At 65.9% G+C, this 21,179-nt stretch carries 21 protein-coding genes; 11 read left to right on the top strand and 10 right to left on the bottom strand.

All coding sequences use genetic code 11. The annotated features are described in order from the left end of the window. Nucleotides 1–16: 16 nt before the first annotated feature. Nucleotides 17–988 (bottom strand): VOC family protein, encoded by a 972-nt coding sequence (locus K3888_RS14925; protein ID WP_230931074.1) that lies wholly within the window; start codon nucleotides 986–988, stop codon nucleotides 17–19. A 62-nt stretch (nucleotides 989–1,050) separates the two neighbouring features. Further along, nucleotides 1,051–2,250: an acyl-CoA dehydrogenase family protein gene (locus tag K3888_RS14920; protein WP_230931073.1), complete on the bottom strand. Its 1,200-nt coding sequence runs from the start codon at nucleotides 2,248–2,250 to the stop codon at nucleotides 1,051–1,053. Nucleotides 2,251–2,396: 146 nt separating this feature from the next. On the opposite strand from K3888_RS14920, the gene K3888_RS14915 reads away from it, so the two are divergent. Then, entirely contained in the window at nucleotides 2,397–2,963 is a 567-nt protein-coding gene (locus K3888_RS14915; protein WP_230931072.1) for a flavin reductase family protein, read from the top strand. On the opposite strand, the gene K3888_RS14910 is transcribed toward K3888_RS14915, so the two are convergent. Continuing rightward, nucleotides 2,960–3,628, bottom strand: coding sequence for a PadR family transcriptional regulator (locus K3888_RS14910; protein ID WP_230931071.1), 669 nt, complete (start codon nucleotides 3,626–3,628; stop codon nucleotides 2,960–2,962). The two genes, K3888_RS14915 and K3888_RS14910, sit on opposite strands and share 4 nt — an antisense overlap. Before the next feature lie 85 nt (nucleotides 3,629–3,713). Next, nucleotides 3,714–4,532, bottom strand: a complete 819-nt coding sequence (locus K3888_RS14905; protein WP_230931136.1) for a mycofactocin-coupled SDR family oxidoreductase — start codon at nucleotides 4,530–4,532, stop codon at nucleotides 3,714–3,716. 261 nt (nucleotides 4,533–4,793) lie between these two features. On the opposite strand from K3888_RS14905, the gene K3888_RS14900 reads away from it, so the two are divergent. From K3888_RS14900 to K3888_RS14890, 3 genes are read left to right on the top strand one after another with little or no spacing between them, the layout of a single operon-like run. Then, nucleotides 4,794–6,524, top strand: coding sequence for a flavin-containing monooxygenase (locus tag K3888_RS14900; RefSeq protein ID WP_230931070.1), 1,731 nt, complete (start codon nucleotides 4,794–4,796; stop codon nucleotides 6,522–6,524). After that, on the top strand, nucleotides 6,521–7,351 hold the full coding sequence (locus K3888_RS14895) for an SDR family oxidoreductase (RefSeq protein WP_230931069.1): 831 nt from the start codon (nucleotides 6,521–6,523) through the stop codon (nucleotides 7,349–7,351). The genes K3888_RS14900 and K3888_RS14895 overlap by 4 nt, the downstream gene beginning before the upstream one ends. Nucleotides 7,352–7,402: 51 nt before the next feature. Next, a complete protein-coding gene (locus K3888_RS14890) occupies nucleotides 7,403–8,356 on the top strand; it encodes an alpha/beta hydrolase (protein WP_230931068.1) in 954 nt (317 codons plus the stop codon). Nucleotides 8,357–8,358: 2 nt separating this feature from the next. Here K3888_RS14890 and K3888_RS14885 read toward each other — a convergent pair whose 3' ends face one another. After that, the gene (locus K3888_RS14885) at nucleotides 8,359–9,903 is read right to left on the bottom strand and encodes an FAD-binding protein (protein WP_230931067.1); all 1,545 of its coding nucleotides are present in this window, start codon (nucleotides 9,901–9,903) and stop codon (nucleotides 8,359–8,361) included. A gap of 88 nt (nucleotides 9,904–9,991) precedes the next feature. After that, a complete protein-coding gene (locus K3888_RS14880; protein WP_230931066.1) occupies nucleotides 9,992–10,363 on the bottom strand; it encodes a nuclear transport factor 2 family protein in 372 nt (123 codons plus the stop codon). A gap of 468 nt (nucleotides 10,364–10,831) precedes the next feature. Here K3888_RS14880 and K3888_RS14875 point away from each other — a divergent pair, with 468 nt between their 5' ends. The 3 genes from K3888_RS14875 to K3888_RS14865 all read left to right on the top strand — a co-directional run bounded on the left by K3888_RS14875 (nucleotide 10,832) and on the right by K3888_RS14865 (nucleotide 14,294). Continuing rightward, on the top strand, nucleotides 10,832–11,530 hold the full coding sequence (locus K3888_RS14875) for a histidine phosphatase family protein (RefSeq protein WP_230931065.1): 699 nt from the start codon (nucleotides 10,832–10,834) through the stop codon (nucleotides 11,528–11,530). 127 nt (nucleotides 11,531–11,657) lie between these two features. Beyond that, complete coding sequence (locus K3888_RS14870) at nucleotides 11,658–12,527, top strand: amidohydrolase family protein (protein ID WP_230931064.1); 870 nt, start codon at nucleotides 11,658–11,660, stop codon at nucleotides 12,525–12,527. 87 nt (nucleotides 12,528–12,614) lie between these two features. Further along, nucleotides 12,615–14,294, top strand: coding sequence for an FAD-dependent oxidoreductase (locus tag K3888_RS14865; RefSeq protein ID WP_230931063.1), 1,680 nt, complete (start codon nucleotides 12,615–12,617; stop codon nucleotides 14,292–14,294). 265 nt (nucleotides 14,295–14,559) lie between these two features. Here the strand turns inward: K3888_RS14865 and K3888_RS14860 are convergent, their stop codons facing one another. The 3 genes from K3888_RS14860 to K3888_RS17920 form a co-directional block, all read right to left on the bottom strand. Further along, on the bottom strand, nucleotides 14,560–14,793 hold the full coding sequence (locus tag K3888_RS14860; protein WP_230931062.1) for a hypothetical protein: 234 nt from the start codon (nucleotides 14,791–14,793) through the stop codon (nucleotides 14,560–14,562). Beyond that, the gene (locus tag K3888_RS14855; protein WP_230931061.1) at nucleotides 14,793–15,938 is read right to left on the bottom strand and encodes a 3-ketosteroid-9-alpha-monooxygenase, oxygenase component; all 1,146 of its coding nucleotides are present in this window, start codon (nucleotides 15,936–15,938) and stop codon (nucleotides 14,793–14,795) included. The genes K3888_RS14860 and K3888_RS14855 overlap by 1 nt, the downstream gene beginning before the upstream one ends. Before the next feature lie 90 nt (nucleotides 15,939–16,028). Then, entirely contained in the window at nucleotides 16,029–16,826 is a 798-nt protein-coding gene (locus K3888_RS17920; RefSeq protein WP_230931060.1) for an IclR family transcriptional regulator, read from the bottom strand. Between the two features lie 197 nt (nucleotides 16,827–17,023). Here K3888_RS17920 and K3888_RS14845 point away from each other — a divergent pair, with 197 nt between their 5' ends. Continuing rightward, nucleotides 17,024–17,854, top strand: a complete 831-nt coding sequence (locus tag K3888_RS14845) for an alpha/beta fold hydrolase (RefSeq protein WP_230931059.1) — start codon at nucleotides 17,024–17,026, stop codon at nucleotides 17,852–17,854. A 33-nt stretch (nucleotides 17,855–17,887) separates the two neighbouring features. Here K3888_RS14845 and K3888_RS14840 read toward each other — a convergent pair whose 3' ends face one another. Continuing rightward, the gene (locus tag K3888_RS14840; protein WP_230931058.1) at nucleotides 17,888–18,301 is read right to left on the bottom strand and encodes a PRC-barrel domain-containing protein; all 414 of its coding nucleotides are present in this window, start codon (nucleotides 18,299–18,301) and stop codon (nucleotides 17,888–17,890) included. A gap of 257 nt (nucleotides 18,302–18,558) precedes the next feature. On the opposite strand from K3888_RS14840, the gene K3888_RS14835 reads away from it, so the two are divergent. From K3888_RS14835 to K3888_RS14825, 3 genes are all read left to right on the top strand, one after another. Then, nucleotides 18,559–19,041, top strand: a complete 483-nt coding sequence (locus K3888_RS14835; RefSeq protein WP_230931057.1) for a MaoC/PaaZ C-terminal domain-containing protein — start codon at nucleotides 18,559–18,561, stop codon at nucleotides 19,039–19,041. Between the two features lie 360 nt (nucleotides 19,042–19,401). Then, nucleotides 19,402–20,481 (top strand): DNA cytosine methyltransferase, encoded by a 1,080-nt coding sequence (locus K3888_RS14830; protein ID WP_230931056.1) that lies wholly within the window; start codon nucleotides 19,402–19,404, stop codon nucleotides 20,479–20,481. Beyond that, on the top strand, nucleotides 20,478–21,149 hold the full coding sequence (locus tag K3888_RS14825) for a hypothetical protein (RefSeq protein WP_230931055.1): 672 nt from the start codon (nucleotides 20,478–20,480) through the stop codon (nucleotides 21,147–21,149). Before K3888_RS14830 ends, K3888_RS14825 begins: the two co-directional genes overlap by 4 nt. The last annotated feature ends 30 nt before the right edge of the window (nucleotides 21,150–21,179 follow it).

Here is a 21,179-nt window from a genome sequence, read left to right as displayed (position 1 = left end):
GTCGCCCGGGGCCGGGTCAGGCGTTCTCGACCACGGGCTCGGCGAGGTCGTCAGCCACCGTCTCGGCGGCGGAGTCGTCGAGCGGAATGGTGCAGGCGAGCGGCTCACTGCCGGACCAGTCGTGGCCCCAGTAACTGTCGGCGGAGATGAGCTGCGGAAGGTAGCTGTTCTCATCCACCATGAGTCCGTCATAGCCGAACTCGATGTCCCAGCCCCCGGGGGCGCGCAGGTAGTAGGACACCATCTTGTCGTTGGTGTGCCTGCCGAGGGTCGATGAGATCGTGAACCCGTGCTCGAGCGTGCGCTCCATGGCCTGGGCGACCTGGTCCATCTCGGCCACCTCGAGCATGATGTGCACGATCCCGGGGCCCATCTGCGGGGCGGGCATCACCGCGAAGCTGTGGTGGCGCGGGTTGACGCCCATGAACTGGATGCGCAGCGGCGGCATACCGGGCATGGGCGGGAACGGGAAGGCGCCGCGGGTGTGGAAGCCCAGGACGTCGCGGTAGAAGGCGATGGTCGCCTCGTGGTCGGTGGACGGCACCACGATGTGGCCGAGCCCCAGCTCGTCGGTGATGAACTCCGTACGGAACTTCGTAGACACCGCCGAGTGGTCGAGGCCTGCGCCGTGGAAGATCTCGAGCGGCTGCCCGGTGGGGTCGTCGAGGGCGATCAGTTCGTCGACGTTGCGGGCGCGGGCCTCGTCGTGGGACAGGTCGCGGTAGGCGACGCCGTGCTCGGTCAGGGCGGCGCGGACGCGGTCGAGGGCGAGTTCATCACGGACCTCCCAGCCCATCGCGGTGAGCTTGTCGGACTCCCCGCGGCGGACGACCAGGCGGTGGGCGCGCTCGTCGGTGCGGAGATAGAGGGTGTTCTCGTCGGAGTCGGCGCCCTCGCCCAAGTCGAGGACGTCGAACGCGAGGGTGCGCCAGCGGTCGAGGTCGGTGGTGTCGATGGCGAGGTAGCCGAGTGCGCGGATTTCTCCCATGAGAGGGTCCTTTCGGGAAATGCGGGAACAGGAGCGGGCGTGGTGACGGATCGGCGGAGCCGTCAGATCATGGCCCGCAGCGGGCCCTCGGGATCCACGCCGAGGCTCGAGAGCGCGGATGCGTGGAACACGGTGCTGGGCACGTGGATGGCGTGGTGGAGGCCGGCGTGGGCGTCTCGCCAGAAGCGCTGCATCGGCTTGTCCATGCGCAGGGCAGTGCCGCCACACCGGGCGTAGATGTTGTCGACGGCGCGCACGGCGGTCCATGCGGCCTCGGCCTGCGTACGACGGCCCTGCGCGCGCCTGGCGAAGCTCACTTCGTCGCCTCGGGCCACTATGTCCCAGATTTCTTCGGCGTTGGCGATGAGCGAATGACGGGCCTGGTAGATCTTCGCCTCGGATTCCCCGAGCTGGTAGAGGACGTAGGGGTCGTCCTTGATGGCGGTGCCCTGGGCGCCCACGCGCTCCTCGAGGTATTCGCGGGCGCACGCGAGCAGTCCCTCGCTGATGCCGACGGTGGCGGCGGTGATGCCGAGGGGGAACGCGCAGGACCACGGTATGCGGTACAGCGTCTGCTCGAGCCCCGCGCCCGCCACCTGGGAGCCGTCGATGAGGTGGTCGTACTCCATGACGCGCTCGTCGGGGATGAAGGCATCCTGCACCACGAGGTCTTTGGAGCCGGTGCCTCTGAGGCCCACGACGTCCCAGGAGTCGGCGATGATCTCGTAGTCGGTGCGGGGGATCACGACGTGCAGCATGCGGGGGGGCAGTTCCATGTTGCCGTCGGCGTCGTGGGCCATGGCGCCCAGGAACGCCCACGTGCAGTGGTCGGTGCCGGACGAGAAGCTCCAGCGACCGGACATGCGGTAGCCGCCCTCCACGCGGATGGCGATGCCGTTGGGCATGTACGGCGAGGCCATCCAGGTGTCGGGGTCGGTGCCCCAGACGTCGTCCTGGACGCTCTTGTCGGCCATTGCGAGTTGCCAGGGGTGCACGCCCACGATGCCGGCGACCCATCCGGCGCTCGGATTGATCGCGGCGATGCCCATGACGGTCTCGGCGAACTGCCGCGGCGTCGCCTCCATCCCGCCGTACTCGAGGGGCTGGAGCATGCGGATTACCCCGGCGTCCTTCATGCGGGCGACGGTGGCGTCGGGCAGTTTGCCGAGCTCGTCGGCCTCGAGACCTTCGGCGAAGAGGGCGTCGCGGTCGGCGGTGACCGCTGGGAGGACCGAGTCGGCGGTGAGGAGTGTTCCGGTCATCGGGGGGCCTTTCGGTGCAGTGGCGGCGGACCGCCTTGGGGTGATGGCACCACTGTTACCGAGGATGTGTCGTGGATCACTATGGATTTCCGGTGACCGGAAATCGGGACCGGCTCTGGTGTTCTTACGCCGGTACTCCTTGGGGCATGGACACGACGATTGATCTCTCCGACACCCGGGCGCTGCGGGATGTGCTGGGCCGTTTCGGCACCGGCGTGTGCGTGGTGACCGGCCGCGACGCCGCTGGCGCGACGGTGGGGATGGCTTGCCAGTCATTCATGGGGGTCTCGCTGGAGCCGCCGCTGGTGCTCATCTCGGTGATGAAGACCTCCCGCACTCTGCAGCATCTGGTGGCGGACAGTCGGTTCGCGGTGAGCGTGTTGGGCGAGGGGGACGAGGCGGTGTCGGCGATGGCCGGTAGCAAAGCCGAGGACAAGTTCGAGCACATCCCGATGACGACGACGAGCAGTGGGCATCAGGTGCTCACCGATGCCCCGGCATGGTTCGCATGCATACTCGAGCGTCAGGTGGAGGCGGGCGATCATGCCCTTCTGATCGGCCGGGTGGTCGAGGCCGGGCCGGCGGAGAGTGAGCGCCGACCGTTGCTGTTCCACGGGGGCCGATACGGCGAGTTGGCGGGAGAGTCGGTCATCCCGGTCTCGGCGGATCTGTCCGGCCTGCTCACGGCGACCGGCCCCGGGACGTGGTTCTAGCTCCGGTTCGTGCGATCCTTCCAGCGGCCGGGGTCGATGGGGACCGGCAGTCCCGTGCCGAGTTGCTTGGCGGCGTGTTCGTAGCGCTCGGCCGTGCTGTCGATCAACTCGAGTAGCTCCTCGGCCATCGTGATCTCTGCCTCGTAGTGTCGGCGTGACCAGTGCATGACCATGTTCGCGAACGCCCACGAGGGTTCGTCGCTCGAGTTTGCGGCGCGGGTCGCGGCTCCGTCACGGAGTTCGACCATCTGCTCGATGTGCTTCCTGACCCGGGCTTTGAGATTCTCAGGCTCGTTGAGGTGCCCCAGCCACAGGTGTAGAAGCGTTGAGTGTTTGAGTGTCGGTCGGTCGACTTCGGCGGTCCGGGTCCACTCACGGAGCGCCGACAGGCCCTCCGGGGTGATCGAGTACGCGCGCCGCCGACGAGTGTCGCCAGGGGTGCTGCGGGACCGGACGTAGCCGTGCTTCTCGAGCCGCTTGAGCTCGGAGTACACCTGGCTGAACGAGGGGCTCCAGTAGAAATAGTTGAGCGACCAGTCGGCCCACGTCTTGATGTCGTATCCCGAGAGTTCCTCGCCGAAGGTCAGCGTTCCCAGCACTGCCCACGCGGTGGCGGGCAGCGCTGGGAGCTCGATCTCTGCAGATGAATCGCTATTTTCGGGCACGGCCAACTCTAGCAATCGGTATGGCCGGGACTCGTCGTCGTGGGCCGTGTTTGGAGGGCATTCGACCAACGCTTCGCTGGTGCTGTCATCGTTCGAGGCTGCCCGCATCGACTGGCAGTGCCACCGAGGTGACGTATCGGGCCTCGTCCGAGAGGAGGAACAGGGTCGCATTGGCGACGTCTTCTGGCTCGACCCACGGGATGTCCAGCAGGTTCATGTTTCTCGCCGCGTCGGCGAATTGCTCGTGTGTAGGTGTCTCCGCGTGCGGCACGAAGGTTTTGCGGACGTGCTCGTTCTGGATCATCGGCGTGTTCACGTTGGTGGGGTGGACCGTGTTGACGCGAATCGAGTGCGGGGCCAGCTCCTGCGCAAGGGTGCGCATGAGCCCCACTACCCCGTGTTTGGCGGCCGAGTAGTGCGCGACGCTGCGCAGGCCCTTCAGGCCGGCGATCGAGCTCACCAGAACAATCGAGCCTCCGCCCCGCTCGATGAGGTACGGGGCGGCCGCCCTGATGGTGTTCCAGACCCCGGTGAGGTTGATGTCGAGCATGTCCTGCCAGGCGCTTTCCGGGAGCTCCAGCGCCGGACCTGACGAGGTGATCCCGGCAGTCGCGCAGACTGCGTCGATCCCGCCCAGTTGCCGCGCGCCCTCGTCGGCGGCAGCACGGAGGGCCTCTACATTCCGGACGTCCGCGATGTGCGTGCTGGCTGTCCGGCCCAGGGCCTCGACCTGTGCCGCTGTCTCGTCGAGATCGGCCGGGCTGGCCGCGGGCGTCACCGTCGAGTCGACGGGTCCGCACAGGTCGATAGCGATCACGTCGGCACCTTCGCGGGCACACCGGATGGCTTGGGCGCGGCCGATGCCCCGCGCCGCGCCGGTGACCAGAACGACCTTCCCGTTCAGTCGACCTGCGCGATCGGCGTCCGTGCGATGGCCCTTGTCCGTGATCGTGGACCGGTCGGTGGAACTCATGGATGCTGGCTCCCGATTCTCCGTGGCCGGATCTGCCGGCCGGCGTCTGTGACTCACGCCATATTCCTACTCGGCATATCGATTAGGCGCAAGCGAGCTTGCAAATATGCCGACTAGGCATATGCTGTGGATCACAGCGCGTCAGCGGTGATCCCGACGGGGTAGGCGCGACCAGTGGAAAGGGAGTCACAGATGGAAAACGAACCTGAGCGCACGTCAGGTGCGGGCGTCAGGGCCGACATTTCAGTTGGCACGGGGGCTGACATCGCGGACGACGAGCAGGCGGGTAGCGCTGCCGACATAGACGTGGTGGTGATCGGCGCCGGCATCGGCGGCCTGTATGCCGTCCACCGGTTCCGCACCGACGGTCTGACGGTGCAGGCGTTCGAGGCCGCCGACGGTGTGGGCGGGACGTGGTATCACAACCGCTACCCGGGCGCGCGGTGCGACGTGGAGAGCGTGGACTACTCGTACTCGTTCGCCGACGAGCTACAGCAGGAGTGGGACTGGTCCGAGCGATACGCCACGCAGCCAGAGATCCTGGAATACCTCAATCATGTGGCTGACCGCTTCGACCTACGCCGGAGCATTGAGTTCGGCACCCGCGTCACCGCGGCGCACTTCGACGAGGCGACCGACCTGTGGAACGTCACGATCGAGGCCGCCAGGACCGACGGCGCTGCCAGGGGTCGCAGGCTCACCTGCCGCCACTGCGTGTTCGCGACCGGCTCGCTCTCCGTGGCCAACTTCCCCGAAATACCTGGCCTGGGCGACTTCACCGGACGAGTCCTGCACACCGCGCAGTGGCCGCATGAGACCGTCGACTTCACCGGCCTCCGCGTAGGCGTGATCGGAACCGGCTCGTCGGGAATCCAGCTGGTACCGGAGGTCGCGCGCGAGGCCGCGTCGGTGACGGTTTTCCAGCGCACTCCCAACTATTCGATCCCCGCCGCCAACCGGCCGATCGACGACGTCGAGCGCCGCGAGCAGAAGGCCACGTATGGCGAGCGTCGGCGAAAGTCGCGGCTCTCCGGTGGTGGCTCCCCGTTCATCCCGCACGAGAAGAACACCCTCGAGGTGGACGCCGCAGAGCGCGAGCGAGTGTATGAGCACTCTTGGAACCTCGGTGGCGTCTTGTTCTCCAAGGCGTTCCCCGACCAGATGCGCGACGAGCACGCCAACCAGCTGGCCAGGGAGTTCGCCGAGCGCAAGATCCGCTCGGTGATTGCTGACCAGTCGGTGGCCGACCACCTCATCCCCACGGACCACCCGATCGGCACCAAGCGGATCGTCACCGACTCGGGCTACTTCCAGACCTACAACCTCGACCACGTGGAGCTGGTCAACCTGCGCCGCACGCCGATCGATCGGATCACCGCCGACGGGCCGGTGACGGTCGGGGGAGGCGACGAGGCGGCGCGGCTACATGAACTCGACGTCTTGATCTTCGCCACCGGCTTCGACGCGGTGACCGGCGCGATGGACGCGATCGACACCCGCGGTCGCGACCATCGCAGCCTCTCCGCCGCGTGGTCGGACGGCGTGCGCAGCTACCTCGGGCTCATGGTGGCAGGCTTCCCGAACCTGTTCCTGGTCAACGGACCCGGCAGCCCGGGTGTGCTGGCCAACATGGTGCTCGCCTCCGAGCATCATGTGGACTGGATCGCCGACACCATCGGGCAGTTGAGGTCGGACGGCAGGCGCTCGATCGAACCCGACGAGAACGCGCAGGACGACTGGATGGCGGAATGCGCCCGCCTGGCCGACCAGACTCTCTTCCCCCGCGCCGACTCCTGGTATCTCGGCGCCAACATCCCCGGGAAACCGAGAGTGTTCATGCTGTACCCGGGCGGATTCGGCAACTACCGCAAGGTCGTGCAGGAACTCACCGATGCCGGCTATGAAGGGTTCGCGCTGCGATGAGTACACAGGGGCGGATGGAGGGCCTCGTCGTCGTCGTCACCGGGGCTGCCGGAGGCATGGGTGAGGCCCATTGCCGGCGGCTCGCCGGGGAGGGCGCCGGGATCCTGGCGTTGGACCTGGAGTCCTCGGCCACCACCGCGCGGCTCGCCGAGATCGTCGAGGGGATCGTCGCGGACGGCGGGCGCGCGGCGTGGCGGACCGCCGACATCCGCGACATCAGCGAGCTGGGCGCTGCCGTCACAGACGGGCTGGCGGAGCTCGGCGGCGGCCCGGGACGGGCGCCCCGTGTGGACGCGGTCGTCGCCAACGCCGGTGTGTACGACGTCCCCGGGCCGGCCTGGGAGATCGACGACGACGTGTGGAACCGCTCGTTGGACGTCAACCTCACCGGCGCTTGGAACTCGATTCGCGCCACCGAACCGCACCTCGCCGACGGCGCGTCTCTCGTGCTGGTGAGCTCGACCGCGGGGCTCAAGGGCATCCGCGGAGCCGGGCAGTACGTCGCGGCCAAACATGCGCTGGTGGGCTTGGCCCGAACGCTGGCGATGGAACTGGCGCCGCGGTCGATCCGCGTCAACACGGTGCACCCGGGGTCGGTGGCCACGCCGATGATCCTCAACGAGCAGATCTATCGGCGCCTCCGGCCGGACCTCGAGAACCCGACCCGCGAGGACGCCGCCGAGGCGCTCGCCGCCCGCAACCTGCTGCCGGTGCCGTGGGTTGAGCCCGAGGACGTGAGCGAAGTGGTGCTGTTCCTGTCCGGGCCCGAATCGCGATTCATCACCGGGCAGCAGATCGCCGTGGACGCCGGTCTCACGACGGCGTAGACGCTGCACCCCGCCGACCTCACCGTGCCGACTGATGAGAGGAACGAACCCATGATCACCGACCCCGAGGTGGCCGCACTACTTGAGCTGGTCGAAAAGGGATATCCGCAGGTGGAGTCTATGGTTGCGGCCGAGGTGCGCGCCGCGTTCAAGGCGCGGCAGAAGCGCCCGGCTGAGCCCGTCGAGGTGGGTGGGGTGGAGAACACGGCCGTCCCCGCCACCGAGTACGGCGAGGGCGACCACGAGATTCCGGTGCGCGTATACCGACCCGTCGGCTCTGTTCCCGGCCCCAGGGAGCCGGTCCCGGTCGTGGTGTTCGCCCACGGCGGCGGGTTCGTCTTTGGCGATCTCGAGAGCCACGACGACTTCTGCCGACGCATGTGTCGAGGGCTCGGCGCTGTGGTGGTGGCGGTGCACTACCGGCTTTCACCGGAACACCGCTATCCGGCTGCGCTCCACGACGTCCACACCGTGGCGCGGTGGGTGACCGACCGGGCCGATGAGTTCGGGGTCGACCCGTCGAGGCTGGTGCTGGCGGGGGACAGCGCAGGCGGCAACCTCGCGGCGTGTGCGTCGCTGCTGGCGCGAGACACCGGCGGAGCGGCTGTGCGCGCCCAGTTGCTGATGTATCCGATGACGGTGCCCGGGCACCACGGCGACTCGTATCACCGGTTCGGCGAGGGGTACGCGAACACCGCCGCGGCCACCGACTGGTACTGGGACCAGTACCTGCCGGAAGGCTCGTCCGGTGAGCCGAGTCCGTATTTCTCACCGGTGTCCGCCGACCTCGCGGGCGTGGCGCCGGTGGTGATGGTCAGTGCGGATTGCGACCCGTTGCACGATGACGCCGACGTGTACGCACGCGCGCTCGAGCGGGCCGGCGTCCAGTGCTGGTACCGCAGCTACCCGAGCACCTTCCACGGCTTCGCCACCATCTCGGCGTTGACCGTGGCGCGGCAGGCCCAGGAGGACATGTGGGAGCAGCTGCGAGCGCTGCTCTGCTGACGCTACTCGTCGACCATGTCACGAACCGCCAGATGGCTGAACAGCATCGACGTGCCAATCGGGTTGCCGCCGCCGGGATAGGTGGTGCCACTCGGTGCGGCCATGGTGTTCCCTGCGGCGTAAAGACCCGGGATAACCGTGCCGGCGGAATCAAGCACGCGAGCGTGCGAATCCGTTCTCAGGCCGCCTTTGGTGCCCAGGTCGGAGATGCCGAACGCCGCAGCATGGAACGGGCCGCGCGTGATGGCCGTCAAGGGGAGTTCGCCACCCGAGAACGCGCGGTCGTAGGCTTCGTCGCCGCGGCCGAAATCCTCGTCGGAGCCTCTGTCGACCATCGAGTTGAAGCGCTCGACCGTGGCAATCAGAGCGTCAGCGGGCACGTCGATCTTCGTGGCGAGTTCGTCGAGGGTCTCCGCGGTGTGCCAGAGTCCGGCAGCGCGGTACTTCTCGGTCTCGTCGAACGAGACGTTGCTTGCCTTGACCGGCGGGATCTCACCCTCGGTGTCGTCGTAGATCATCCAGAACGGCAGTGAGAGAGCGTCGTCGTCGAGTTGATCGATGACGGCTCGGCCGAGACGGTCGTACGGGGCCGACTCGTTGACGAATCGCTCGCCGTTCTGGTTGACGAAGATGCCTCCGGTAAACCAGAGCGCGAACGCCGACCGGCCGTCGGGATGTGTGAGCCCCGGAGACCACCACGCCTGGTCCATGAGGTCGGTGTCCGCGCCAACGGCCATTCCTGCCTGATGTGCCTTGCCGGTGTTACTCGCCGGGCCCATCGTGTCGCGCGCGAGTCCGGGGACGCCGTAGCGCGCGCGCATCTCCTCGTTGCCCTCGAAACCGCCCGCCGCGAGCAGTACTCCCCTGCGGGCGCGGATGGCCACGGTCTCGCCGCCGCGTTCGACGATCGCGCCGGTGACTCGGCCGCCCTCGGTGACCAGCTCGACGAGCGTGCTGTTCAGGCTGAGGGTCGCGTCCGGATAAGCCGAGATGGCTTTGAGGAAACGCGCCACGAGAGCACGGTCGCCGACGAAGTAGTCGTCGGGAGTGCTCGCGCCGAGCCGGTCCACATCCAGCGGCCCGCGCACGATGTCGCGCAGCTCCGGGGCCTCTGAGACCGGAAGCGGAGAAGGCATGGTGTGTCTCTGTCCATCGAGCCGCGCTCCCGGGGCTTTACCGAAGTAGTCGGGCCACGGCAGCATCTCGAACGCGAGATTGTCGTCTTTCTCGAGATACTCGATGAGTGGGGCACCACCCCTGACATAGGTCTCCTGGAGTTCCTGCGGCGTGCGGTCGCCCACGACTGCCCTGTAGTAGGTGAGGGCGTCGTCGATGGTGTCGTCCGTGCCGGCGCGTTGGAGCACTGGATTGCAGGGGAACCACATTCCGCCGCCGCCGGAGTAGGCGGTGGTGCCACCGAATTTGTCGGAGGCCTCGAGGAGAAGCACGGAAAGCCCTTCACGGGCCGCCGTGTAGGTTCCCGACATTCCTCCGCCGCCGGAGCCGGCGACCACCACGTCGTATTCTTCCGTCCAATTGACTGGCATCGAATCTCATTCCTCGTGATTTAACGGACGCTGAGTAGATGGCCGCGGATGACTGTTCGTCATCTGCGGGAATTCAGGCTGTTCGGGGTCAGGAACCGGTGGTCATGTCTTCCGGCGCCCAGAACGCGCGCATCGACGTGATCTGGCCGGTGTCGTCGAACGTCATGACGTCGATGGGTTCCACGACGTACTTCTTGTCTCCGGCTTCGGTGACCACGCGGAAATGAAACGTCGCTTCCAGTCCGCACACGCGTGCAACGTGCAATGTAGTGGTGAGCTGAGCGCCTTCGAGACCCTTATAGAACTCCTTGATCGCAGTTCTGCCCCGGTACACATCCGACCCCACGGGATCTTCCAGGGTCGCGTCCTCGGCATACAGCGCAGCCACCTCGGCGGCCGAACCGTTGGCGACAGTCGCCAGATAGCGTTCGATGACGTTCCTGACGTCGGGTGCAGGCATGGCTTCCTTCTCGGTAGGGGCGGCGTCGATCGGGGAAGTCCGGCCGACTCGTGCGGCGGATGTCGGTGCCTTGACCGCGGCGCCTCTATCGCGCTGCGTGAGCTGCTGTGGTCTGAGTACATCCGTCCGTGCGTAGTGGGCCCCGAATGTAGCGACCATGGCGCAGATCACGGAGGCCGATTCCCGGAGAGTGGAAAACGTGGTGGCGACGCACCACATTCGGCGAAAGCACTGACCGCATACCGGAACGCAACTCTTCCATCCAGCGGGATACACAACAGCCGGGTTTGTGCCCGCCGCCGTAACGTCGCGAACGTGACCCACGTCACGGAGAGGTGCGGTCGGTTCCCGCGGTTTCTCTCGGCCACGATCCATTCCATAAGGAGTGCAATTCTCATGAAATCTGCTTCTGCATTGCCTGTTAGGCCAAGGCGGTCCCGGGCGCGCCTCGCAGGCGCCCTCATCGCGGTGGTTGTCGTCACCGGGGGAGGTGCCGCGCAGGCCTCATCGTTGGGCAGCTCTGCGCCGGGGAGCTCATCGGGCGATGGCCGGGAGATCACCATCAGCTTCGTTCGACATGCGGAGTCGTTCGGCAATGTCAGCGAGGTGATCAACACGTCGGTCCCGGGGCCTTTGCTCACAGAACTCGGTCACCGGCAGGCGGCTGACGTGGCGACCGACCTCGCCGACCGCGACTTCGAGGCGATCTACGCGTCGGTGATGCCTCGCAGCCAGCAGACCGCCGAATATCTCGCACGGGAGGAGGGCATGAAGGTCGACGTCATCGACGGGGTCAAAGAGATCCAGTTCGGTCTCGACGGGATTCCGCAGGCCGAGGTCACTGACGTGTTGGCCGAGGTGCTGGGGGGATGGCGTGCCGGCAATTTGAACGCCGAGTTCGACGAACCAGGTGAGAGCGGACATGAGTTCCGGGCGCGATTCAATGGTGCGTTGGAGGAGATCTACCGAAGCGGGAACAACAACAGTGTCGTGTATGCGCACTCCGCGTCGATCATGCTCGGAACGTTGCTCAACGATCCTGGACACGACCTTGACATCTGGGGAGCAGACACCTTGCGCAACGCTGGGATCGTGACTCTGGAAGGATCGCCGGACGTTGGCTGGCGCATCGTGGAATGGAACAGCGAACCCGTGGACGCGGGCTAATTCGTCGGAAGTCCCCCAGGAGTGCAGCGCCGGGCTCGAGAGTCCCTGCCGCGGACGCGACCCGTGCCTGTCCGCTCACCGGATGGTTGGCTTGCCGGTCGGAGTTGAGCGCAGGACGCTCGCTCGAATGACGGAGATTCCGATTGTCGATCCCCACGTCCACTTCTGGTTGCCGTCGACTCGGCGCTGGTACCCGTTGATGCAGGAGCCGGACCCGTCCCGGCCGTCCACGCTGGGCGACCTTCGACGGATGGCTCACGACTACACCGCGGCCGATTACCTGGCCGACAGTGCCGGGTTCGACGTGACCGCGCTCGTGCATGTCTCGGCGACCAGCCGCCGTGGCTCCCACCTCGACGAGCTGACATGGCTCGACCGGGTGGCCGGCGTCGACGGCCACCCGGCCGCCGCGATCGGAACCGTCACTCCCGACGCGGGCTGGGCACGGATCGAAACCGAATTGGACAGTCAGCGTCGCAGCCCGCTCTTCCGCGGCATCCGGGTTCTGCGTGGACTGGATCCCTCAGCTCGGAGCACCGCGAGACTACTGGCCTACCTGGCCATGCATTCGTTGGTCTTCGACCTCGTCGCACACCCGCATTCGATGCCTCTTTGGGCGGAGGCCCTGCGTGCGTACGAGAACCTGACCGTGGTTCTCGAGCATGCCGGTTGGCCGATCTCCGTCGACGATTTCGGATCGTGGTCGACCGGCCTGGGCCTACTCGGCGAGTTACCGAACGTGCACTGCAAGATTTCGGGGCTCGGGATGACCCTGCACACCCTCGATGCCGCCGTTCAGGAGCCCTGGGTGCAGCGGTGCCTCGAGGTTTTCGGTCCACGGCGTGCGATGTTCGCCAGTAATTTTCCGGTGGACCGCATGTACGGCGAGTTCGACCGACTCTACGACGGGTATCGCGCCGCCGCGGCCCCGTTTGCGCTCGCTGATCAGGAATCGCTGTTCGGGCTGAATGCGCGGCGGGTCTACCGACTCGATTGACCATTCCGATCAGCGGAATAGACGCCTGCGTGACTCACGTCACTTCTCCTAGGTTGCGAATGTTCCGACGGGAGATGAGGAGAAGCCATGGCGCATCAGGAATGGGACACGACGGTCGACCTGCTGGTGGTGGGCAGCGGAGCTGGTGGGATGACGACCGCTCTCACAGCAGCGGCGCGGGGAATGTCAACGATGATCGTGGAGAAGGCCGACGTGTACGGCGGCAACACGGCGCTGTCCGGCGGTGGAGTGTGGATCCCCAACAACCCGGTACTGGCCGCCGAGGGGATCGTCGACCCCGCGGATTCGGTACTCGAGTACCTCAGAAGCATCACGGGCGGCGTAGTGCCGGAGGAGCGACTGCGCGCCTACGTGGAGACCGGGCCCGATGCGTTCCGCTTCCTGCAGGAGGCCAGCGAGCACATGCGGTTCGTCTGGTGCAGTGGTTACAGCGACTACCACCCGGAGAATCCCGGTGGCCGCCCGGATGGACGGTCGGTCGAACCCGAGCCGATCGACATCCTGGAGCTGGGGGAGGACGCGGACAGGCTTCGTCAAGCCGACCTCGCCATTCCGCCGGGACTGTGGATGACGCAGCGCGAATTCCGGGATATGACCATGATGATGCGCACCGGCGAGGGGCGCCGAATGGCGCTGACGGCCGCGTGTCGGATGGCGACGGGGCTGTTCCGGCGGCGCAAGATCGTGGCGCTCGGCACGGCGCTCGTCACCCGGTTGCGACTGGCTCTGCGGGACCAGGGCGTACCACTCTGGCTTGGGTCGCCGCTCTCGGCGCTGGTGACAGGCGATAACGGCGACGTGATCGGGGCGGAGATCGTGCGCCACGGGGTGGCGCACAGAATCCGGGCGACCCGCGGAGTGGTGATGGCGACGGGCGGTTTCGAGTTCGATGACAACCTGCGGTCGCAGCACCTGCCAGCCGGTGGGGTGGAGAACTTCAGTGCGGGTGCCCCGTCGAATACCGGTGACGGGCATGCCGCGGGCACGGCGGTGGGCGCGGATCTGGCACTGATGGACGACGCGTGGTGGATGCCCGCCATTCGGCTCCCCGACGATTCAGTGGTCTGTCTGGTCTCGGAGCGGGCCATTCCGCGGGCGTTGATCCTCGACGGCAGCGGTCGGAGGTTCACCAACGAGGCGTCGCCGTACGTCAACTTCGTCCATACGCAGATCGAGGGCGGGCATGATCCGGTCTGGTTCATCATGGACGCCACCGCGAAGCGTCGATATCAGTTCGGCGGGATCATGCCCGGACAGCCGTTCCCCAAGGCGTGGTACCGAAGTGGTCTGGTGCACCGCGCGGACACCCCCGCCGCGCTGGCGCGGTCGATCGGTCTGCCACCGGAGCAGGTGGATCTATCACTGGCGCGGTACAACGAGCTGGCCCGCTCCGGGCGCGACTCGGACTTCGGACGCGGTGAGAGTGCCTACGACCGCTACTACGGCGACGACAGCCTGTCCAACCCGGTGCTCGACGAGGTGACGGACGGACCGTTCTATGGGATCCGCGTTGTCGCCGGTGACCTGGGTACCAAGGGCGGGCTCCGGTGCGACGAGTCGTCGCGGGTCCTGCGCGAGGACGGCTCGGTGATCGACGGCCTCTACGCGACGGGCAACTGTTCGGCGGCGGTGATGGGCCACGACTACGCCGGCCCCGGCGCCACCATCGGACCAGCGATGGTGTTCGGGTGGATCGCGGCCACGCACGCGAGTGAGAATCCGGTCGGGCACTTGTTGCCCAGGTAGGAGAGGACCGGGTGTCCTGGCGAACATGGCGCTCGCGTTCGATCATCACGTCGATTGGAACGCCGACGCCATCGCCCACCTCGACGCCAGCGGCCGACTCCTGGAACGTCGGTGCCGCCATCTCTGGAAGCGGCGCATGATGTGTCCGGGAGGGCCGGGCACGGACCTTCTCTCGTCATCGGCGGCTCGAAGGGCCACACATGCTCGACGAACGAACGTCCCGCACACGGTGATGTGTGCGGGACGTTCGCCTCTTCGCGACGGCTCAGGTGCCGGCGACCCTCTCGCGGGCCTCGATCAGCCCGTCGTCGAACGCGGCTCGGACGGCCCGCGTCAGGGATTCGCATCGCCCGGTGCCGAAGCGCTCCGGCTCGACGTCGAGCTCGGGGCATCTGGCGTGCCCGTCGATCCAGCGGGTGAGGGTGTGTTCTCGGGAGAACTTGGTGACCTCGACGCACGTGGAGCATCGGGGGCACGTGAAGGGCGTGGTGCGTGCCATCAGCGGCCCATCGCGGCGAGGTTCGCCGCGATCTCGGTCTCCCAGTGCGCGACGGCGTGGTCGGTGTCGATCTCCACCTCGACTCGCTCGACCATGTCGGGCTGGATGTCCTCCACGTCCACGTAGAACTGCTCGTACCACCTGCGCAGTTGGTAGACGGGGCCGTCCTGCTCGGTGAGCAGCGGGTTGTCGATCCGTGCCTTGTCGCGCCAGATCTCCACGTCCTGTCCGAACCCGTAGGCGAGCCCGGTGGTCATGGCGTCGGCGGCCGCCTTGGCTTCGACGGGGTCAACGCCGAGGCGGTGCTTGGTGGCGATCCCGAAGTTGATGAGGAAGGAGTTCTCGGTGATCGGGTAGTGGCTGTTGATCAGCACGGCCTCGACGTCCTTGCCGCCGAGGGTGAGCTGCTGTGGATTGATCATGTACGACGGCCCGTAGTAGCTGGCCTCGGACCTCAGATAGGTGTCCGAGTCGCCATAGGACTGGTCCGGGTCGATGTCGGGCCGGGTCTGGCTGTGCATGATCTGGGTGGCGATGTGGCCCTCGAAGATGTTGCGGAAGTACTTGGGGGACACCAGGTGCACGTAGAAGAAGTGCGCCATGTCCACGAGGTTGTCGATCATCTCGCGGCAGTGCGCGCCCTCGACGAGGAAGGTCTGCCAGGACCAGTCGCTCCACTCTCCCTCGTCCCAGCCCTCGATGTAGGGGATGGTGACGTCCGCGGTGGGCTGTGACTTCTGCGGGTCGTGCCAGACGAACAGCTGGCCGTTGCGTTCCATGGACGGCCAGGCGCGGGTCTTGGCCGCCACCGGTACGCGCTTGGCGTAGGGGATGGCTGTGCACTTGCCGTTGCCGCCCCAACGCCAGTCGTGGAACGGGCAGGCGATCGAGTCGTCTTTGATGGTGCCCTTGGCGAGGTTGCCGCCCATGTGTCGGCAGTAACCGTCGAGGATCTTGAGCCCGTCTGAGGTGTCAAAGACGACGAGGCTGGTGCCGAACACCTTGACCTGGTGGGGCTTGCCGTCGCGGAACTGGTCGATCAGGCCGAGGCAGTGCCAGCCACGTGCGAAGCGGGTGGGGTTGCCGGCGCTCTCGATCTCGCGGATCGCGGTATCGGCGTTCGGGGAAACAGGGGTCTGGGTCATCAGGGGCTCCCTTCGTTCTGTGACCGTGGGCCACACCGTAGGAGCGTGATCCGCGTCACGTGGCGGCGATTTCCGGTGGTCGGAAAGCGGCTAGTCCTTGGGGGCCTTGGGGGAATGGGAGATGTCGGCCAGGATGCCCATCGCGCACGTGCGCAGCGCCTGGATGAGCGTCTTGTCGGATTCGACCCGGTCGAGCGGGCCGCATACCGAGACCGCGGTGTTGGTCTGGTGCCCGTCACTTGTCGCGACCGGTCGTACGGTGACGGGAGTGGCCACGCAGGCGAGGTGGGGGAGGAGTTCGCCGCGCGAATAGGCCAGGCCGTCGTCCTGTACAGCGCCGATCTCGGCTCGGAGTTCCTCGCGGGTGTGAAGGCTCTCGGGGGTGGTGAGCTCGAGCCGCGGGGCGAAGTGCTCGTCGAGGTAGTCGGATCCCTCGGACGCCAGGAGCGCCTTGCCGGCCGCGGTTCTGAATGCCGGATGCCGGCCGCCGACGTAGGTGGGGACCACGCTGAGTCGCGTGTCGCCGACCTTGTCCCACCACACCACGTCGGTGCCGTCGAGGTAGCCGAGGTGCACCACCAGGCGGGTGCGTTCGTGCATGGCCTCGAGGTGGGGACGGGCCAGGCGGAAGTACCAGTGGCCCTGCCGGGCGAGGGTGCCCAGGTGGAAGGGGCGGACGCCGATCTCGTACTCGTTGCGGATCCGCAGGACCCACCGCCGGGCCACCATCTGCTCGAGGAGTCGGTGGACCGTGGTGCGGGGAAGTGCGGTGGCCTTGGAGATCTCGGTGAGGTTCATGGATCCCTCGGTCGCGATGGCGTCGAGGATCGTGTCCACTCTGTCGAGAATGCCGGTGAGGGAGTCCGGCTGGGTCGTAGCAGTTGTCACTGTGTCTCTCCGTTCACGCCGCGCGAAGCGGGGACGTCGCGCTGTGATGAGGGTCACTGTAGTCCGGTGAGTGGGAGGTGAGGGGGTGGGGGTTTCCGTTGAGCGGAAACGCCCGGGAGGGGACGGGACGACGACGACGAGGATGCCTCCCACCGGCCCGGATCCGCTGGCCGGGTTGCCGATCCACTGGAGTCCTCATGAGCAGCATTGATGTCCGGTTCGCTGATGTCCCCGGAGGCCGTCTGGGTTACCGGGTTCTGGGTGATCCCGAAGGGAGGCCGGTGCTGTTCCTGCACGGTTCGGGGCCGGGAGTCACGGGCTGGCGGAACTACTCGGAGACCGTCGGCGCGTTCACTGACGAGTTCCGCTGCATCGTCCTGGAGTTTCCCGGATTCGGCATCAGTGACGTGCGCGGCGGCCACCCTGTGGTCGACGCCCGGAACAGTTGCGTGGAGATCCTCGACCACCTGGGTATCGACAGGGCGAGCATCGTGGGGAACTCGATGGGCGGCATCGTCGGCGCCGGCTTGGCGGCCAAGCAGCCCGACCGCGTGGATCGACTCATCTGCATCGGCGGTGTCGGCACCACGTTGTTCAGCCCGGGCCCGGCGGAGGGGATCCGCCTGCTGATGGACTTTCTGGCCGAGCCGGACAAGCCGGCGCTGCGCCGGTGGCTGCGGTCGATGGTCTTCGATCAGGCTCTGGTCACCGAGCAGCTGTTGGAAGAACGGTGGGCGCAGGTCAACGAGCCGGGTGTCATCGAGTCGATGAAGTCCCTCTACAACCCGGCGGCGATCGCCAAGGTCTCCCGCGGTGAGGTCTCCTTCGACCTGGCCGACGTCACCGCGCCGACGCTGCTGTTCTGGGGCCGTGACGATCGCGTCTCCCCGGTGGACATGGCGATCATGCCGATGCGCCTCATGCCGGACGCGGAGGTGCACATCCTGCCGGACTGCGGGCACTGGGTGATGATCGAGCAGAAGGAGGCCTTCGAGCGCCAGGCGCGGGAGTTCCTGCTACGTGGATGAGCCCGCGATGAGGCGGGCTGGCCGTCCGGGCCCTCAGTCGTCTCCACGCCGGTGGTCGTGTTTGCGCAACCGCGCGCGTTCGGCCTCCAGTGCCGGTCCGGCCGGCCGGGCTGATCCGGCCGCGTCCGTGCCGCCGCCGTCGAGTTGGTAGTACTCGTACAGGCGGTTCTCCTCGGCGGGCGTGAGATCGCGGCCGACTTCCACACGCGGTGCGTTCTTCACCTGTTCTTTGGTGAATTGCACGTGGATCTCGCTGCCGTCGACGCGGGCGCCCCGCAGCGGCACGAAGCTCTCGGTTGTCACGAGCATGCTGGTCGAGACGGTGGCGAACGTGGGCTCATCAGTGCGGTCGTCGAGATAGACGGTGTTGAGCTTGCCGATCTTCTCTCCCGAACTGTCGTAGACGACCGTGCCATAGAAACGATCGAGTTGTTCCTTGTCGATCATGGAGAACTCCCTGGGTAGCCGGTTCAAGCACCAGCCACGCTAGGAGCCCGCCAGTGGGTTTGCGACCGGTCCGCCGATGCCCCGGCCGTTCCGGGCGCGTGCCCCGCGGGCATGGAGTCACCGCAGCCCCGGGAGCAGGTGCCGCCCCCACTTTCGCGGTAACGGGCGGCGCGCCGTGGAACACTCGCGGCCAAACCAATCGACGACGCTCGCGTCCGCGACAGCCGAGGCGCCGGGCAGAGCAGAGGTGCGCACCCATGACCACAACGCCGAAGATGCCCACCGACTGGTACTTCGAGGACTTCTCCGAGGGGCAGGTGTTCCGGACACAGGGGCGCACGATCACCGAGGCCGACCTGGTGACGTTCGCCGGGTGGAGCTGGGATACCAATCCCGTGCACACGGACGCCGTTTCCACCGCGGAGGGGCGCTTCGGGGGCCCGATCGCGCACGGGATGCTGGGCCTGTCGGTCCTGCTGGGCCTCGCGTCGCGGGTGGGGGTGTTCGACGGCTGTTCGGTGGCGTTGCTCGGGATCGACGCCTGGAGGTTCCACCTGCCGATCAGGGCGGGGGACACGGTGCGTGCGGAGATCACCATCACGGGGACTCGCCTCACGTCATCGGGGGAGACGGGCGTGCTGGAGCGGCGCTTCGAACTCTTCGGCGCCGACGACAAGCTTGTGCAGAGCGGCCGGATCGACCTGATGGTGAGCTGCCGGCCGGAGGTAAAGGGACGGTAGGTGGCGGTCGTCGGGAAGAATCAATGACGACTACGAAGCCGACCCGTCACGTACGCGAGCCGGGCAACAGTTTGAGCCGGCTCGCCCAATCACAGACCACGCGCGCGACAGTTCCGCCACGGACTCAGCATCGCCGATCGGCACCACCGCGTCCCCGCGCAACATCGACGTCACCGTCCGCCAGGATCAACGGCCCCGGTGGCCTGTGAGCTAACGATACTATGCTTGGTCGATTCTAGGCTGGTCCCCGGGGGCTGGATCGGTCGGTCTCGCCTGCATACTCTTGAGGTAGGCATCGATCAGATGTGCGCACGGGTATTTGTCGTACCCCTGTGGCATCCTGACCTGCCAGGGGCCGAAATGTCGAAGGATCTGGTGATTGTTGTGGTTGATTTTCCTACTCTGGATCTCTTTGCGGGGGCTGGAGGGCTCAGTCAAGGGATGGCGTCGGCAGGATTGACGGTAGTGGGCGCATCAGAGATGGATAACGATGCTCTCGAAACGTATAAATCATCACATCTATCACGCCTTCCTCAGAGCTCACTTGAGCTATTCGAAGGCGACGTAGGACGGCACTCATTTCGTTCTTTGAAAGGCGAAATTGCAGTGGTGGCGGGAGGGCCTCCATGTCAGCCATACTCTCTCGGTGGCCTGCGTCGAGGAGTAGCCGATGATCGTGACGGGATTCCTCAATTCGTCAGGGTCGTTAGTGAAGTGATGCCAGAAGCGTTTCTAATGGAAAACGTACCGGGGTTAGCGCGAGGCACTCAGTTGCCAGTCCTGAAGAGGGCGATTGAAAAATTCCGCGAGTTGGGGTTCCTTGTGACTTGGAAAATTCTCCACGCAGCGGATTTTGGTGTATCGCAACGTCGACAACGACTATTCGTCGTGGGCACTCGAAAATCTAATTTCAAGTGGCCTAAACCCACGCATGGTGCTGATACCTCCCGGGCCTGGGTTGCTGCGCGAGAAGTTTTGGATGCGTCGCGACCGATTGGTGATCTCAACAATGCCATAATTACCTACGCGAAGAGCCCGGATTTGCGGCCCTCGCCGTGGGATGGGCACCTTTGGAATGGCGGAGGTCGCCCTATTAATCCAGATGGCCTCGTACCTACGCTGCTCGCGTCTATGGGCGGCAATAAGACTCCGTGGTTGGACGGGGGCAATATTGTGCCTGATTACCATGCATATTTGCTCGCGGGTGGTGCGCCTCGACGCGGGATTGTCGCCGGAGCGAGAAGGCTCACCTACCAAGAAGCTGCCATGGTCCAGGGGTTCTCTTTGGATATGTCATGGTGTGGCGGACGATCGTCCATATATCGCCAGATAGGTAATGCTGTTCCGGTTCCATTGGCCAAGGCAGTCGGATCAGCTCTGGTCAAGGCAATGGCCCGGACGGAAGACAGCATAAAGCCCCGTGGATTGGCGGTGTTATGAATTCGATTGAACAGGGCGGAAAATTCACCACTCCCGCAGCGAGGAATAAGGCGGTAAAAGAGGGGCTTCGCGCTCTTTTTGACGAACGCGTGGGTGCGAACCAAAGCTGTGCGCCGGAACTTGAAGGCAATCTAGGAAGTCTTCTCAATTCCGTAGCTGGGTCGCTACGGCACGAGCCGCCTGAGGCTAGCCAGGCGGCTGAGGCGGCGCTATCAATCGCCCAGTTTTCACTTTCGGAGGGCAGGGTCTTAAACGTCATTGACTTGGACGCCGGAGATCTAAACGAAAATGGCCGCCTCGACGGTGATCGGTCGGTTGGTGACTTCCTTTGTCGGGAAATACTTCAGCCACGTCAAATCCCTGCGACGAAGGGGCCGCTTCAGTCTTCAAGTTTTCGCGGGGGGTATCTCTCTCGCCAGGTGAGGAATAGCGCACTTAAAAAATACGTTGAATGGCAGTCCCGGGATGCAACCACCCTTGACGAGGTGAGGGCGTTTGCGGTCGGAATAGTCGACGTTATGCTCGCGCAGGCTTCGAAGATGCCGGCGTGGGTCGATATCTCCGCTTCGAAGCTGACCTTCGCAAGTTATCTCCAAGTTCGGGAGCGTTTGTTGGCCGAGGGGAGCGGTGGTGCCTTTGAGCAGTATTTATTGGCGGGTTTTAAGTAAACCTGATTCACTTAAAATTCCACCGCTCTG

Source organism: Dietzia aurantiaca, from assembly GCF_021033825.1.
GTDB classification, from domain to species: domain Bacteria; phylum Actinomycetota; class Actinomycetes; order Mycobacteriales; family Mycobacteriaceae; genus Dietzia; species Dietzia aurantiaca.
The sequence above is the reverse complement of the archived record's forward strand: the minus strand, read 5'-3'. Positions and strand labels throughout refer to the sequence as shown.

Coding starts and splice junctions, on each gene's coding strand:
- K3888_RS14925 (WP_230931074.1), bottom strand. CDS start 988: ATGGGAGAAATCCGCGCACTCGGCTACCTCGCCATCGACACCACCGAC.
- K3888_RS14920 (WP_230931073.1), bottom strand. CDS start 2,250: ATGACCGGAACACTCCTCACCGCCGACTCGGTCCTCCCAGCGGTCACC.
- K3888_RS14915 (WP_230931072.1), top strand. CDS start 2,397: ATGGACACGACGATTGATCTCTCCGACACCCGGGCGCTGCGGGATGTG.
- K3888_RS14900 (WP_230931070.1), top strand. CDS start 4,794: ATGGAAAACGAACCTGAGCGCACGTCAGGTGCGGGCGTCAGGGCCGAC.
- K3888_RS14895 (WP_230931069.1), top strand. CDS start 6,521: ATGAGTACACAGGGGCGGATGGAGGGCCTCGTCGTCGTCGTCACCGGG.
- K3888_RS14890 (WP_230931068.1), top strand. CDS start 7,403: ATGATCACCGACCCCGAGGTGGCCGCACTACTTGAGCTGGTCGAAAAG.
- K3888_RS14885 (WP_230931067.1), bottom strand. CDS start 9,903: ATGCCAGTCAATTGGACGGAAGAATACGACGTGGTGGTCGCCGGCTCC.
- K3888_RS14880 (WP_230931066.1), bottom strand. CDS start 10,363: ATGCCTGCACCCGACGTCAGGAACGTCATCGAACGCTATCTGGCGACT.
- K3888_RS14870 (WP_230931064.1), top strand. CDS start 11,658: ATGACGGAGATTCCGATTGTCGATCCCCACGTCCACTTCTGGTTGCCG.
- K3888_RS14865 (WP_230931063.1), top strand. CDS start 12,615: ATGGCGCATCAGGAATGGGACACGACGGTCGACCTGCTGGTGGTGGGC.
- K3888_RS14860 (WP_230931062.1), bottom strand. CDS start 14,793: ATGGCACGCACCACGCCCTTCACGTGCCCCCGATGCTCCACGTGCGTC.
- K3888_RS14855 (WP_230931061.1), bottom strand. CDS start 15,938: ATGACCCAGACCCCTGTTTCCCCGAACGCCGATACCGCGATCCGCGAG.
- K3888_RS14845 (WP_230931059.1), top strand. CDS start 17,024: ATGAGCAGCATTGATGTCCGGTTCGCTGATGTCCCCGGAGGCCGTCTG.
- K3888_RS14840 (WP_230931058.1), bottom strand. CDS start 18,301: ATGATCGACAAGGAACAACTCGATCGTTTCTATGGCACGGTCGTCTAC.
- K3888_RS14835 (WP_230931057.1), top strand. CDS start 18,559: ATGACCACAACGCCGAAGATGCCCACCGACTGGTACTTCGAGGACTTC.
- K3888_RS14830 (WP_230931056.1), top strand. CDS start 19,402: ATGTCGAAGGATCTGGTGATTGTTGTGGTTGATTTTCCTACTCTGGAT.
- K3888_RS14825 (WP_230931055.1), top strand. CDS start 20,478: ATGAATTCGATTGAACAGGGCGGAAAATTCACCACTCCCGCAGCGAGG.